Source organism: Maridesulfovibrio salinus (assembly GCF_055394525.1).
In genome coordinates, this window is sequence record NZ_AP042461.1 from 611981 (window position 1) to 626883 (window position 14903).

Below are 14903 nucleotides of genomic sequence, written 5' to 3' on the forward strand. Positions count from 1 at the left end.
CGGGCAAAGGTTTTCAGGGTGCCGGAAATCCGGCAGTCGATTCCTGTTATTAACTGTATCCTGCTTTTGGGTGTATGCTTCACCCTTACACCAGATTGAGTCGTGTTATAAATTTAACTTTGCTCAGGTTCCCGAAATAGAAAGAATTAATTTGTATGATCCCCGGCTGGACTTGAAGATTAGCGTTTAGCCGGGGAAGGGGATAATGGTTGAATGGTCTTTTTTTTGCATAATCATGTCTGAAAAGTTTTTCTGACAGCTGACTATAGCAAAGAAGGAGACCAGAAATGAAAAGTGGAAGCAGGCCCGAACTGCTTTGGGGGTTCGGTCTTAACAGTAGTGAAGCCGGAAAGATCGAGGATTCTCTCGGTCCCGGGTTCTTTTTGAGGAATTTCTCGGAAAGAAGCCTTCCCGGTAAAAAGGAACTTGAAGCCAGGGAGAAGCCTTCGGCTACCTGGATTCCGCAGCGTGTTTGGGATTATCTTCCCGAATCTCTTCGGGATGCATATCGCAATCTTGAATCCACCCAGCGTATTCTTATTCAGGATGATCAGGAGAATGTCGACCTTGAGAAAGTTCTCGAAGACGGATTTCTGGCAGTTGTAAGTTCACCGCTGACAAGCTCAAAAGTGCAGGATGCCCTTTTCAGGGCCAAAGAAGTCTCCAGTCTTTATGGGGATCTTTACCGGATGACGGAAGAGATCATTCTGGAGCGCGAGTTGCTCAGCCGCAAGACAGAGCAACTTATGTTTCTCAATACCGTTCTTTCCAATGCAACGGAGAGGCTGGAAGTTGCAGAAATTCTGGCTCAGGCCGGAAGGGACCTTAAGATGATGCTTCCTGTTCTTTCTGTTCAGGGTGCATTCTGGAACGTTCTTGGAACTGGAAAGCATGTTGAAGCGGAAATATATCTCACACCGGGAATGATGCCCGAAATTCAGGGCGAATGGACAAATTTAATGATTGATAACATCAGTTCGCTTAGCGGACTGGATGTTGCGGGATATAACGTATCCGAAACGGCTTCTGTGTGTGAAAACAGCATGTCCTACAGTCCCGCTTCAGGCCGCGTGCTGGCCCTGCCGCTGGTTGCGCGGGGAGACAAGTTCGGTTGTCTGGTTATGCTGTGTGAGCGGAATGTGAGACTGGCCAAGGATCAGGTCTCAACCCTCAACGCTGCCGTGAACCATCTTTCACTGGCTTTGAACAACGCTCTGATGTTTGACAAGATCAAGACCCGTGCTGACCGTGACGGCCTGACCCGGGTCTATAACCGCCGCAGCTTTGACGAGCGTCTTGAAGAGGAATTCAAGCGTCACCAGCGTCTGAAGACTGATTTATCACTGCTTATGATCGACCTTGATCATTTCAAGTACATTAATGATACGTATGGGCATCTGGCCGGGGACATGGTTCTGGAAAAGGTTGCAAGGCTTTTTGAATGTACTCTGCGCTCAACAGATTTTATCGCCCGGTACGGAGGGGAAGAGTTTGTGATTATTCTCCCCCATACCACAGAAAATAATGCTCAAATGCTTGCGGAGCGAATCAGGAAGAGGATTGAGGAAACCAACATGGTTTTTGACGGAACAAGCTTCAACGTCACTGCCAGCATAGGCGTCTCCTCTATATGCCCTGCCGGTTTCGCTGTTGAAAACGGGCTTGTCCAGAGAGCAGACGAGGCTCTTTACGAGGCAAAGCAGAACGGGCGGAACAGGGTTGTTATCTCTCCTGCTCGCCCCAAGTTGAGAATAATGTAAATTACTGAGGTCTCCATCAGCCTATAGCTGTCAGGCTGGTTTAAAAGCACCCGTCCGGAATTGGACGGGTGCTTTTTATCTTTCTGCTCAATATGCTGTGTATTTTGAATTTATCGCGTGGCCATTCCACACAATAGATTGATGTTCTGTTTGTATAATTATAATATGTAGTCTTGAGACATGGTCTTTACTGATGATTTGAGCTAGGAGCAAAATCGAACTTGAGCCTGCTTGGCTCGGGTGATGATTTTTTTGTATTGATACGATCTAAACAGGAATTATAAATATCGGGTTAGAAGCGGTCGGGGAGTCGGCATTGATTTGCTTGAAGGGGGACGGCTCTCTTCATATTTTCCGGCCGCCGGAGACATTAGAATGAACGAAATATTATGGATTGGGTTCGCGCTGCTGGATTTGAGCCTTGTGCTGGTTCTTTACAGATTTTTTGGAAAGACAGGGTTGTTCGGGCTGATTGTATTCAACCTGATTCTTTGCAATGTTCAGGTTCTAAAAACCATAGAACTGTTCGGGTTAACGACAACACTGGGTAATATCCTTTATGCCAGTGTTTTTCTTTCAACCGACATGCTCAGTGAGTTTCATGGTAAAAAAGAAGCGAAAAAGGCTGTGTATCTCGGTTTTATCATTCTGGTGATGGCTGTCGGATACATGCAGCTGGCCCTTGAATTTGTTCCCGCTCCGGATGATTTCGCCCAGCCTCACCTTGAAGTTATTTTCGGCTTTCTTCCTAGAATAGCACTGGGAAGCCTTTGCGCCTATCTGGTTTCTCAACTGCATGATGTGTATGTTTTCCATCTGCTGAAAGAAAAGATGGGAGACAGGCACCTCTGGCTGCGCAACAATGCTTCAACCCTTGTCAGCCAGCTGCTGGATTCATCTGTCTTCTGTTTTGTTGCTCTGTGGGGCCTTTTCCCGCTCGATGTCTGGCTTGAAATTCTGCTGACAACATACATGTTCAAGGTCATTGTGGCGGTAATGGATACTCCTTTCCTGTATATGGCCAGACGCATTCATACCCGGGTTTATGGAGCGTAAGCAGGTAAACTTGACTAAGTGATCAGTGTGATTGATAATGCATGTTTTGATAATGAAGAATTACGGAGGGACTTCTGATGAGTGATATGTTCGGTAAATCCATTCCTTTCTATAAAATGCAGGGTTGCGGAAATGACTTTGTAATCATTGATAACCGCGAGCTTGGTGTTCCAGTGGAAAAAATGCCTCTCTGGGCAGAGAAACTCTGCCAGCGGTCTTTCGGCGTATATGCTGACGGATTGTTCTTCATCGAGAATGCCCCTGAAGATTCAGATCTTGATTTTGTCTGGCAGTTTTATAATTCAGACGGCTCAAGGGCAGAAATGTGCGGTAATGCATCCCGTTGTGCCGGCAGGCTTGCCCATGCACTCGGAATTGCCGGAGAAGAGCATGTTTTCGGCTCTGATGCCGGACCTATAAAAGTGCAGGTTTTTCCTGTTCTTGAAGAAGTGAAGGTTCAGTTGACCCCTCCTCAGGATGTAGCACTAAAGCAGACTCTTTCCATTGACGGTCAGGATTATGAATATCACTTTGCAAATACCGGCGTCCCGCATGTGGTTGTCCAGGTTGCTGATGTTAAAGATGTTGATATCAAAAAGCTTGGCAGTGCCTTCAGGTATCATGAGGCGTTTGCTCCGGCCGGGACAAATGTAAACTTTGTCCAGATAGATGATAATGACAGCCTGATAGTGCGTACCTATGAAAGAGGTGTTGAGGATGAAACCTACGCCTGTGGTACGGGAGTCAGTGCGGTTCAGGTTACCCTGAACAGACTCGGGCTGACCGATGATGCCGTGCGGATTAAGACTTCCGGTGGTGAAATACTCAAGGTAATCATCGAAGATTCCAATGTTTTTCTTCAAGGCGGGGCGGAACTTACCTTTTCCGGAGAAGTCTATCTTGATTCTCTAGGCATTGATCAGTAAATCAAGAGTTGCTCAACTACATTTAGGGCACTGTTTATAAGCAGTGTCCTTTTTTTAATGCATCGAATTCATACCTTGACATAGGGGATTGATATTACGTAAATCAAGCCTTGCAAGAGATGTGCATTCGCTGTATAGCCTTCTTTGTGCTTCTGCAGTGATTTGCGGGATAATTCTTTTTCTTGTGATGTAAGAATAATTCCTGTGAGGCAGCAAAAAAGCCGTTGTCGAATGTAAGTGTGATTTTTTAACACACTTAATTTGCTATATAAAAAATTAACTTATTATTGCCCGGCAAAATGGCATGAATATCGCTATTAGTCTGGGTGAGTGGTAAACACAAAATAATTCAAACAAGGGAGAAATACCATGGCAAATAATGAACTGACCAAGCTTCTGCAGGATGTTGTTCTTAAAAATGATAAGCCTGCCCGTGACATTGCTAATGAAATCAGCAAGCCTTACCCCACACTTCTTCGTGAGATCAATCCCGAGGATAAAGGTGCAAAGGTCGGCGTTGAAGAACTGATTCCCATCATGAAGTCCACCGGCAGCATCCGCCCCCTGACCAGACTGGCCAATATCATGGGTTATGTACTGGTTCCCATGGATATCAATCCTGAAGATCCTGATGAAGCCAACTACATGGCTCTTGATCTCATGGACGGTTTCGGCAGATACTCCAAGGCCCTGAAAAGTGCCCTGCAGACTGATCCTTCCGATGATCTTGTTGATTCTGTTGAGCAGGAAGGTTTTGAAGCTATTACCGCAATTCTTACCATGGTTCACTACCTGCGTAAGAGATCTGAAGAAGAGAAGGCCAAGAATGCGCCCCGTCTGGCTCAGATCGGCTAAACTTTTCTCATATTGACTGCAGTCATTTCCCCGCACGGGGAGTTGGACGCTGATAAAGCCCCGGCAAAATTATTTTGCCGGGGCTTTTTTCAGCTCCAAATCTAACCGTTCAGAACGGTAATTTGGTGTAAACAGGATGAAAGCTTATTCGCAGTTGCCCTGTTTAGCAGTTGTGCACGTCTTTATTGATATAGAAACAGACATCAAAGAGGTTGTTGACCATCTGCTCTACCAGTTGCTCCTGTTCGGGGCAGGTGTCCTGTGTGGTCACGGTCTTGTTGATTATCTTGGCGAAAAGGATGGATACAAGTTCGTCATCTTTGTTGGTCCAGTACTTTGTGGCTGATACGGCCTTATTATCAAATCCGTGATAATACATAACACTCCTCCATGAGTGGCGGGGATACCTTGGATGGAATATCCCACAGGTTCATGTTTAAACTATCGTCCGAAAGTAGGATCTCTTTACGCCCTGAAATGATATATTTCATGAAATAACCTGAGAGCCCCATGGTCATTGATTTAATCACCTAAAAAAAATACAAAGGAAAGGCTGTGGAGCTGAAATTATTTAAACTGTAAAAAAGGCCGTTGTTTTTATCTTCAGCAACGGTACACAGGAATTATCCGATGCGCTTTTCACTTCGAAGAAAGATCATAACCATTGCCTGCGGAGCCGCGATTATACCCATTGTGGCTATGCTCATCATTACCGATATACTAGAAGGGCAGATGGAGAGCTGCATGAAAGAGGAGGTGCAGGCTCTTGTAGAGTCTCATGTATCCCAGTTGACCAGCGATCTTTATGAAGAGTGCCTTACCTCCTCCAGTCTGTTGACGGAAGAAACCCGCCGCGCTGCCATGGCTCTGCAGTCCCTTCTTGGAGGCGGGCAGTCTGTAACCGTTTCAAAGAAAGTTTCCGACTGGCCGGTAAACAACCATCGCACCGAGGGGGTGGCAGAAGTGACTCTGCCGATTCTTTCGATAGGTGATAACAGGCTTATTTATAAGGAAAGACGTGCCAAACCTATTACGGCCCTGAAAGAAGCCTCAAGAATCTCGGGAGCGTATTGCACCATTTTTCAGCGCATCAACCCAGAAGGGGACATGCTGGTCGTTGACAGCACAGCACCTGCGGAGAACGGTAATCGCAGGCTGGGTGATATTTTCTATTCTCTTGACGACAAAGGGCAGGCCAGCATGGTCATTGACGATGTGCTGTCCGGCCGTACCGTTGAAAAGTTTGAGTCCCAGGACCATGGGACCCGGTTTGTGATCTATTCACCTCTTAGAGATCAGGACAATTTTATCACCGGCATGTTTGCTGTGCATATGGAGGATAATATTGTCGAAGTTCTGCGCAAGTCCATGCTTAAAACGACCATAGGCAAGACCGGATATGTATGGGTGTTAGGAGTCAAAGGAGAAAACAGGGGCCGGTTCATTGTTTCTAATTCAGCCAATACTGACGGAGCTCTGGTGGACGCGGTTGGCGGGCGTGAGGGATTTGTAGAAGAGATTATAGATCAGGCCGTAAAGGCCGGCGAAGGTAAGCTCAGTACAAAGCAGTATCTCTGGAAGGCGGGAAATGATTCACAGGGAAGAACCAAAATTTCGGTTTTTACCTATTACAAGCCCTGGGGATGGATTATCGGTTCCGGGGTATATCTGGATGACTACAATGGAGTAACTCAGAGGCTTACGGGAGTCCTCGATACTCTTGTAACCTGGCTTACAGGCACGGGATTTGTCCTATTGGTAATTACTCTTGCGATTTCTTTCTGGGCAAGCGGCCTCATTGCCAATCCGGTTAGCCATATGGTCGAGCTTGTTAAAGTTGTCGCCGGTGGAGATCTGTTATCGGCGAAAAAAATAATCGAGGAAGTGGACCAGAGCTGTCCCAATGCCCGGAAGGCAATCAAGCATAGAGATAAAAGGAATAACCTTGATGAAACCGGCCAGCTTTATCTTGCGGTCCGGGAGATGGTTGAAAATCTTTTTTCCCTGGTGGCTCAGGTTCAGCGTTCCGGTATTCAGGTAACCACTTCTTCTACCGAGATTGCGGCATCAGCCCGTCAGTTGGAGGTAACGATAACCCAGCAGGCGGCGGCCACAAGCCAGATAAGTGCAACAAGCTCCGAAATTTCCGCGAATTCCATGGAACTTGCAGGGACTATGGATCAGCTTAACCATTCTGCTTCAGGCATGGGAGAGCTGGCTTCTGACGGTCAGGACGGTCTGAAAACCATGATCAGGATAATGGACGAACTGAGCCGTGGAACAGAATCGATAACCGGAAAACTGGCTGAAATTAATGAGCGGGCCAATTCGATTGAAGGCATTGTGTCCACAATTACCAAGGTAGCGGACCGTACCAACCTTCTCTCCTTGAACGCGGCCATCGAGGCGGAAAAGGCCGGGAAATTCGGTCAGGGATTTTCAGTTGTTGCCGGAGAAATACGCAGGCTGGCGGATCAGACGGCGGTCGCTGTCATTGAAATTGAGAAGATGATCGGGGATATGCGAATATCGGTTGATACCGGTGTCGAGGAAATGAACAAATTTGCTGTTGATGTTCAGTTCGGAGTTACCAAAGCCGGAAAACTCGGAAAGAAACTGGAAGGTATAATGGGAGGAGTGCGGGACCTTACCCCGCGCATTGATACTGTCAATGACGGGATGAGTGCTCAGGCAGAAGGCGCGGAGCAGATCAGTGAAGCCATGGCCCAGCTTTCGGATACCGCTTCGGACACTTCTGATGCCCTTGGTGAGTTCAACCGCGCTGCCATACAGCTCAATGAAGCCGTTCAGGGGTTGAGAGAGGAAGTTACCCGATTCAAGGTGAGTGAATAGTCATGCTGGTACTTACATTCAGAATAGGGGAATACATCTACGGTTTGAAAGCTTCTATGATTACCGAAGTCGTGCCTCCCGCAATTTACAAGGAGCTGCCCCGGTCTCCGGAGTTTGTAAAAGGTCTTTTCAACTATCGGGGGTCGGTCACACCGGTGGTGGATCTATCCATGCTTGCCTGTGACATTGCGTGCAAGTCTCTTATGTCCAGCCGGATAATAATTCTGGATGTAGCTGATCTTGATGGGGAAAGTGACAAAGGATCAAAATTCATCGGTCTGCTGGCGGAGAATATAACCGAGACCGTCAAACTGAAGGAAGCTGATTTTGAAGCTCCCGGTGTCGTAATCCCTGAGGCCCCCTGGCTTGGAAGAGTTGCCCGCATAAAGGATTGCATGCTGCAGCTTGTGGAGCCGCAAAGGCTTTTGACGGATAAATTGCGCAAGGTGCTTTTCCCGGATGAGAACGTCCTTACAAAAGATGGTAAATAATGAATCTGGAGCCCTTCTACAAAATTCTTAACAAAGCCATGGGACTTTCTCCGGAATCTCTTGGAAGGTCCGGGATCAGTCATGCTCTGAGCAAGCGGATGCGAGTTACCGGATGTAATGAAAAGTCCTACCTTAAATTACTGGTTGAGAGTATTGAAGAGCAGGGCGAACTGGTTGAAGAGATAGTAGTTCCCGAAACGTGGTTCTTCCGGGACGGAAAACCTTTTGACCTGCTGTTTGAGGCTGCATCGAAGAAAGGCGGGGAAGACTTCAGGGTTTTGAGTGCTCCATGCTCGACAGGCGAGGAACCGTATTCGGTGGCTATGACTCTCCTTGCCGCGGGATTTGATACTTCATGCTTTCAGGTAGACGGGGTTGATATCAGCCGCAGATCGATAGAAAAAGCTAGAACCGGCCTTTTTACGGAAAACTCATTCCGTACGAAACTGCCTGCTTACGCTTTGAATTGTTTTCAGAAGTGTGAGGGGGGAAGAAGACTTTCAGACAGGATTTTGAAATCGGTGGATTTTCATATCGGTAATATCCTTGAAGGGATGCTGCCTTCTGGAAAATATGATGTGATATTCTGTCGCAATCTGCTGATTTATCTTGATGAGCGGCATAAAAGAAATCTTGCTGAAATTTTGAGTTGCAAGCTCAAGGAAGATGGGTTGCTGTTTGTCGGGCATGCTGAAATTCTGCCTGTTTTCAATGAATGGTTTACGCCCGTGCGCAGGCAGGGGACCTTTGCCCTCAAAAAGGGTAAGCGCAGGGTGGCTGCGCTTCTCAATGACCCGGATTCAATTTCTTTCCGGCCCAATGAGTTTTCTTTTGCCGACAAAAGGCCTGCTTTCTCCTTGAGGAAGGACGAGGTGATTCCTGAACTTACGGACAAGTCGAGAAGGCAGCTTGCTGATCCCGGCGGGCGCACTGCTCCTCTGAATCCGGAAAGTATGATTCAGGATGTGGCGGAAATAAGGAAAATTGCGGATCTGGGCAAAACATCAGAAGCTTTGCGGTTGTGTGAAGAGGCAATTGAGCAGCTCGGGCCTGATGCGGATTTTTTTCACCTGTGCGGACTTCTTTATGAAGCACAGGGGAATAATGAGAAGGCAGAGGAATTTTATGGAAAAGCATTGTATCTGGAACCGCGCCATCTGGAGTCTCTGGTGCATCTTGCCCTGCTTCTTGAGAACCGGGGTGAAGTCCGCAGGGCCGGATTGCTCAGGAACCGGGTCAGACGGGCCGGAAACGACTGATGAGGTCTGAAATGAACGAATCATGCTGGAATTCCATAGGTTATGCCGGTGACCGGAGCTGCCGGGAACTGGAAAGCTGGAACCATTGCTATAATTGTCCGCAGTTTATAGATGCCGGTCTTTCCCTTTTGGACCGGGAACCACCGGACGGTTATCTGGAAGAGAACACCAGGGCTGTTTCAGTGGTAAAGGAAGAGGAGAATGCGGAAACTTCCGGAGCGGTTGTGTTCCGTATTGCGCGGGAGTGGCTTGCTCTTTCTTCCCATGTCTTTGTCTCGGTTCTTGAAAAGAGGGCTGTTCGTTATGTACCCCACCGCAACAGCAAGGCTTTCAGGGGAGTGACCAGTCTGGAGGGGCAGATAGTTCCTGTGGTTTCAGTCAGGGATTTGCTGGGTCTTGAGGCTGAACATCTTACTGATGAGGAAAAAGGGTTCAGGATTTACAGCAGGTTTATCTGTGTGGACCGTGGTGCCGGAAGATGGGTTTTTGCGGCGGATGAGGTGCTGGGTGTTCAGCACTACTATGCGGACGGACTGCTTGAAGCTCCTGCCACAGTAGCTAAGGCTCCGGCAGCTTACACCAGAGGGCTTTTCGAGGTCGGGGATAAAAGAATTTCACTGCTTGATGAAGAACTGTTGTTTGAAGCCTTCAACCGTGCAATCAAATAGGTCATGAAATAATGAGCAAGACAGGGAGCAGGTAAAGTGGCACGTGATATCGCCGATCTTTCAATGCTGGAACTCTTTAAAATGGAGGCCCGGAATCATTCACGCTCCCTGAGCAACGGATTCTCCGAGCTGGAGAAAGACCAGTCTCCGGAAGCTGTTGAGTCTCTGATGGTCCCTGTACGTTCACTGAGAGGAGCGGCTCGAATTGTAGGGTTGAATGAACTGGTCTCGCTTGCTGCCGCCATGGAGGAAATGCTTGAATCCTGCCGGAAGGGGCAAAGAAATCTTAGCCCTGCCGATTTCGATCTTCTGCGGAATGCCACCGGATTTTTTAATGCATTGGGTGATCTTGAAATGGAACGTCTTTCCGGTTGGCTGGATGAAAATATTCCGGAGATTGAAAAACTTTTCTCTGTGTTCAGAAATCCCACCGAGTTGATGGCATATAAGCTTGAAAATGAATCAGAAAATGATTCTCCCCCTTCAATTGAGCAGAAGAAAGATTCCGTTCAGGATGCGCCACTGGCAGATCTGTCCATGCTTGATCTTTTCAGAATGGAGGCTGAGAGCCATTCACAATCCTTGAACAGCGGGCTGCTTGAGCTTGAGAAGAATCAGTCTCCGGACCGGGTTGAACCGCTGATGCGTGCCGCACATTCCATGAAAGGAGCGGCAAGAATTGTGGGCCTGAATGACGCAGTTGAGCTGGCTCACGCCATGGAGGAGCTTCTGGTTTCCTGCCAGCGGGGGGAAATTGTTCTTTCTTCCACCCAGATTGATCTCCTCCTTGCGGCTACAGATATTTATAAAGAGGTGTCAAAGCTCGGCACTGAGAAAATTCAGGGATTTCTGGCTGATAAAAAAACTCTGATGGAGCGTATGGAAAAGGCTCTGCGCGGGGATGAGGATGCAGCCAGGGAGGTTTGTGATAAAGTCTGTCCGGTAGGTCTTCCCCCTTCGGTTATTGAGTCTGAAGCAAGTTCAGGAAAATTTGCGGACAATGACTATTCTTCAGAAATAAATTCCACAGAGGGAACTGACGAAAAAGAAAAGTCAGCATCTTTGTCTGTTCCGCTTGATGATGCAGTTGTCAGGGTTTCTGCGGGCAATCTGAACAGGCTAATGGCCCTTGCCGGAGAAGCTCTGGTGGAATCCGGAAGATTGTCCGGTTTCACTTCTTCTCTTTTAAGACTCAAGTCCTGTCAGCGGGATCTGATGAAAGAGCTGGAAGACGGCTCAGAGAGGGTGATTAATGGGGAATGCCCTTCGGAGGTTCTGGATGATCTGAAAACAGCCCTGGCCGAGTGTCAGGTGAATCTCGTTAAGCACATTAACGAATTCGATCTTTTCCGCAGACGTTCAGACAATGTTTCCGGACGGCTTTACCATGAAGTCATTGCCAGCCGCATGCGTCCTTTTTCCGACGGTGGATTGGGTTTTCCACGTCTTGTAAGAGATCTTTCGCGGTCACTGGGAAAAGAGGTGGACTTTGTAATTGAAGGTGAAAACACCTCTGTTGACAGGGATATTCTGGATAAACTCGAAGCACCTCTCAACCACCTGATCCGTAATGCGGTGGATCATGGAATCGAAATGCCGCAGGAGCGGGTTGTCGCGGGCAAACAGCAGAAAGGAACTGTCAGGGTTATAGCCGGGCATCGTGCGGGCATGCTTTTCATTGAAATCCGTGATGATGGAAAAGGCATAGACCCTGAACGCATCCGGGAAAAGGTAGTGGAAAGAAAACTGGCTCCGGCTAGGATGGCCGCAGAGATGAGCCGTGCCGAGCTCATGGAATTTCTGTTTCTGCCGGGATTTTCAACCGCGGGCAAAGTTACCGAAATTTCGGGGCGCGGGGTAGGTCTGGATGTGGTTCATGCCATGGTTCAGGAGGTTGGTGGTACTGTGCGGGCGGAGTCCGAGCCCGGGCATGGGATGTCCTTTTCCATGCAGTTGCCGTTGACTCTTTCGGTGGTAAGGACTCTTCTTGTCCAGATTTCCGGTCATCCCTATGCCATTCCCCTTAGCAGAATAACCCGGATTGCTTCCGTGTTTCCTCAAGAGTTGCGGATGGTGGAGGACCGCCAGTATGTTTCCCTCGACAGCCTGAACGTGGGGCTGGTTCCCGCGGCGCAGGTACTGGGAACTCCATTCAGCGCCACGGATTCAGGTCCGGTTAAGGTTGTTGTGATAAGTGACCGGATGAACAGATATGGACTGGTGGTTGATGATTTTCTCGGCGAACAGGATCTTGTTGTGCGTCCTTTGGATCACCGTTTCGGAAAAGTCCCCGATGTAAACTCGGTTGCGCTTATGCCTGACGGCTCTCCGGTTCTGATCCTGGATGCCGAAGACATGGTGCGTTCCATAGATAATCTGCTTTCCGGCGGCAGGCTGGGCAAGGTCGGGATGGAATCCCGGGAGCAGGTGCAGGTTCAGAAAATACTTGTGGTGGATGACTCACTTACCGTTAGGGAGGTGGAGCGTAAGCTGCTTGCAAATAACGGTTACGATGTCGATACGGCAGTTGACGGGCAGGACGGGCTTAACGCTCTGCTGGCCGGAGAATATGATCTTGTTATAACTGATGTGGATATGCCGAGGATGAACGGGCTGGAGCTTACCCGAAAAATAAAGGCTGATCCGGATCTGAAATCCGTGCCGGTTATGATGGTTTCCTATAAGGACCGCAAAGAGGACAAGCTGCGCGGTCTCGAGGCCGGAGCCGACTACTACCTGACCAAAAGCAGTTTTCATGATGAAACCCTGCTTTCCGCGGTTGAAGATCTTATTGGCGGTGCGGGCGAATGAGAATAGGGATTGTAAATGATATGACCATGGCTGTGGAGGTATTGAAGAAGATTCTTTCCTCTGCCGGACATGAAGTTGCCTGGGTCGCCTTGAACGGTGAGAAAGGTGTTGAGAAGTGCTGCGCTGATACTCCTGATCTGGTACTAATGGACCTTGTTATGCCGGTGATGGATGGTGTAGAGGCCACCCGCAGGATAATGCTGGATTGCCCATGCGCCATTCTTATCGTCACTGCCAGTATTGAGAGTCATTCAACAAAGGTTTTCAAGGCGATGGGGGCGGGAGCCCTCGATGTTGTTGCCACTCCCGAGCTTGGTCCGGGTGGAAGTCTGGAAGGAGCCTCCGGGCTGATCTCCAAAATTTCAGTTATCAGCAAACTTCAGGGTAATGGCAGGTCGTCCAGATCCAGACCCGCAGCCACAGCAGAGAAAAGAATAGTTCCTCCTGTTCTTGCCATAGGAAGCTCTACAGGAGGACCTTCCGCCCTTGCTTCGCTTCTTGGAGCACTGCCGGAGGATTTTCCGGCTGCCATAGCAGTTGTTCAGCATGTTGACGGGCAGTTTTCAGTTAATTTCGCCCAGTGGCTGGACAGCCAGACTTCGCTGAAAGTCAGCATAGCCCGGAGCGGTGATCCCCTGCGAAAGGGGGAAGTGCTCGTTGCGCCCGGTAACAGGCATATGATTATGGGCCCCGGAGGCAAGGTGCAGATAACTTCCGGGTCCGGCGGTTCTCTTTATGTTCCTTCTGTTGATCTGTTTTTTGAAAGTCTCTGCTGTTCCGGATTTCCACCGGACTCTGTGGCTGTCATTCTGACCGGTATGGGTGCTGACGGAGCAAAGGGGCTGCTCAAGCTCAAAAAGTACGGCTGGCTGACCATTGCTCAGGATGAAGAATCCAGCGTGGTATGGGGCATGCCCGGAGCGGCGGTGAAGATGGGGGCGGCTGTTAAAGTGAGCCCGATTAATGATATTCCGGCTTTGCTGATCAGGCATTTTAATCGAAAATTTCAGGAGAAATAACCATGAAGGATGCGGATTCCAGTCAGGAACTGCTAACGCAGCATAAAATTTCTGTTCTGCTGATAGATGACCAACCCATGGTCGGTGAGGCTGTGCGCCGGATGCTTGAAGGTGAAGAGGACATAGATTTTCATTTTGTGAGTGATCCCACCAGAGCTATTCCCACTGCGGAAGATCTGCAGCCCACCGTGATCCTGCAGGATCTGGTCATGCCGGAAATAGACGGCATGACCATGGTCAAGTTCATGCGGGTCAACTCTAAGCTTAAGGACATCCCGCTGATAGTCCTTTCAACCAAAGAGGAAGCCACAACCAAGGCAGAGGCCTTCGCTTTTGGAGCCAATGACTATCTGGTCAAACTTCCGGACAGGATCGAGCTGCTGGCCCGTATCCGCTATCACTCCAAAGGTTACATAAACCTTCTCCAGAGAAATGAAGCCTATAAACAGCTCATGGAAAGTCGGGATGAATTGCGCAAGGAACTTGCCGTGGCTGCAGACTACGTTACTTCCCTGCTTCCGAATCCGTTGAAAGAAGGTGATATTCTGACCGATTGGCGGTTTATACCTTCGGCTTCGCTTGGCGGAGATTCTTTCGGCTATCACTGGCTGGATGACGATCATTTTGCCATGTATCTTCTTGATGTCTGTGATCACGGGGTAGGTTCCGCCCTGCTCTCAGTTTCTGCCATGAATGTTCTGCGCTCGCAGACTCTGCCTGACACCGATTTTCTCAAGCCGGAGATGGTGCTCGAAGCACTGAACAATTCTTTCCAGATGGATCAGCAGAATAACCTCTATTTTACCATGTGGTACGGAGTTTACTGCAAGTCTGAGCGTAAACTGACCTTTGCCAGCGGCGGACATCCCCCTGCCCTGCTTATTTCCGACGGTCAGGCAAAGCAGCTGCGGACCCAGGGGATGATTGTGGGTGGTATGCCGGATATGACCTATAGCAGTGATTGTGTTACGGTTGATCCGGGGACACGGCTATTCCTCTACAGTGACGGTGTCTATGAGCTGCGTAAGGCCACTGACGGAAAAATGTGGGAATTCGAAGGGTTCACCGAATTCATGATCGGGACCGATGGCCCGCTTGGCGCGCCGATTGACCAGCTTATCGAGTATACCCGGACTCTTCAGGGTGCCGAGATGTATGAAGATGATTTTTCAATGGTGGAATTTGTATTTATCTAAAGAGGCTTA

The 14903-nt window shown here is 48.7% G+C and carries 12 protein-coding genes; 11 read left to right on the forward strand and 1 reads right to left on the reverse strand.

The features are described 5' to 3' along the window. Positions 1 to 287 precede the first annotated feature (287 nt). The 4 genes from ACZ5PW_RS02780 to ACZ5PW_RS02795 all read left to right on the forward strand — a co-directional run bounded on the left by ACZ5PW_RS02780 (position 288) and on the right by ACZ5PW_RS02795 (position 4597). Positions 288 to 1760: a GGDEF domain-containing protein gene (locus tag ACZ5PW_RS02780; protein ID WP_464557828.1), complete on the forward strand. Its 1473-nt coding sequence runs from the start codon at positions 288 to 290 to the stop codon at positions 1758 to 1760. A gap of 375 nt (positions 1761 to 2135) precedes the next feature. After that, a complete protein-coding gene (locus tag ACZ5PW_RS02785) occupies positions 2136 to 2816 on the forward strand; it encodes a queuosine precursor transporter (RefSeq protein WP_464557830.1) in 681 nt (226 codons plus the stop codon). Between the two features lie 77 nt (positions 2817 to 2893). Continuing rightward, a complete protein-coding gene (gene dapF, locus ACZ5PW_RS02790; protein WP_464557831.1) occupies positions 2894 to 3742 on the forward strand; it encodes a diaminopimelate epimerase in 849 nt (282 codons plus the stop codon). Between the two features lie 369 nt (positions 3743 to 4111). Then, entirely contained in the window at positions 4112 to 4597 is a 486-nt protein-coding gene (locus ACZ5PW_RS02795) for a phage regulatory CII family protein (protein ID WP_464557833.1), read from the forward strand. 163 nt (positions 4598 to 4760) lie between these two features. Here ACZ5PW_RS02795 and ACZ5PW_RS02800 read toward each other — a convergent pair whose 3' ends face one another. Next, a complete protein-coding gene (locus ACZ5PW_RS02800; RefSeq protein WP_464557835.1) occupies positions 4761 to 4976 on the reverse strand; it encodes a hypothetical protein in 216 nt (71 codons plus the stop codon). Positions 4977 to 5227: 251 nt separating this feature from the next. Here ACZ5PW_RS02800 and ACZ5PW_RS02805 point away from each other — a divergent pair, with 251 nt between their 5' ends. The 7 genes from ACZ5PW_RS02805 to ACZ5PW_RS02835 are packed head-to-tail and all read left to right on the forward strand — an operon-like array spanning position 5228 to position 14894. Continuing rightward, the gene (locus ACZ5PW_RS02805) at positions 5228 to 7450 is read left to right on the forward strand and encodes a methyl-accepting chemotaxis protein (RefSeq protein ID WP_464557837.1); all 2223 of its coding nucleotides are present in this window, start codon (positions 5228 to 5230) and stop codon (positions 7448 to 7450) included. Positions 7451 to 7452: 2 nt separating this feature from the next. Continuing rightward, positions 7453 to 7941, forward strand: a complete 489-nt coding sequence (locus ACZ5PW_RS02810; RefSeq protein ID WP_464557839.1) for a chemotaxis protein CheW — start codon at positions 7453 to 7455, stop codon at positions 7939 to 7941. Further along, positions 7941 to 9200: a CheR family methyltransferase gene (locus ACZ5PW_RS02815; protein WP_464557841.1), complete on the forward strand. Its 1260-nt coding sequence runs from the start codon at positions 7941 to 7943 to the stop codon at positions 9198 to 9200. The genes ACZ5PW_RS02810 and ACZ5PW_RS02815 overlap by 1 nt, the downstream gene beginning before the upstream one ends. Before the next feature lie 11 nt (positions 9201 to 9211). Beyond that, entirely contained in the window at positions 9212 to 9868 is a 657-nt protein-coding gene (locus ACZ5PW_RS02820) for a chemotaxis protein CheW (protein ID WP_464557843.1), read from the forward strand. Between the two features lie 36 nt (positions 9869 to 9904). Then, positions 9905 to 12679, forward strand: a complete 2775-nt coding sequence (locus ACZ5PW_RS02825) for a response regulator (protein WP_464557845.1) — start codon at positions 9905 to 9907, stop codon at positions 12677 to 12679. Further along, complete coding sequence (gene cheB / locus ACZ5PW_RS02830) at positions 12676 to 13698, forward strand: chemotaxis-specific protein-glutamate methyltransferase CheB (protein ID WP_464557848.1); 1023 nt, start codon at positions 12676 to 12678, stop codon at positions 13696 to 13698. The genes ACZ5PW_RS02825 and cheB overlap by 4 nt, the downstream gene beginning before the upstream one ends. 2 nt (positions 13699 to 13700) lie before the next feature. After that, positions 13701 to 14894: a SpoIIE family protein phosphatase gene (locus tag ACZ5PW_RS02835; RefSeq protein WP_464557851.1), complete on the forward strand. Its 1194-nt coding sequence runs from the start codon at positions 13701 to 13703 to the stop codon at positions 14892 to 14894. Positions 14895 to 14903: the final 9 nt, after the last annotated feature.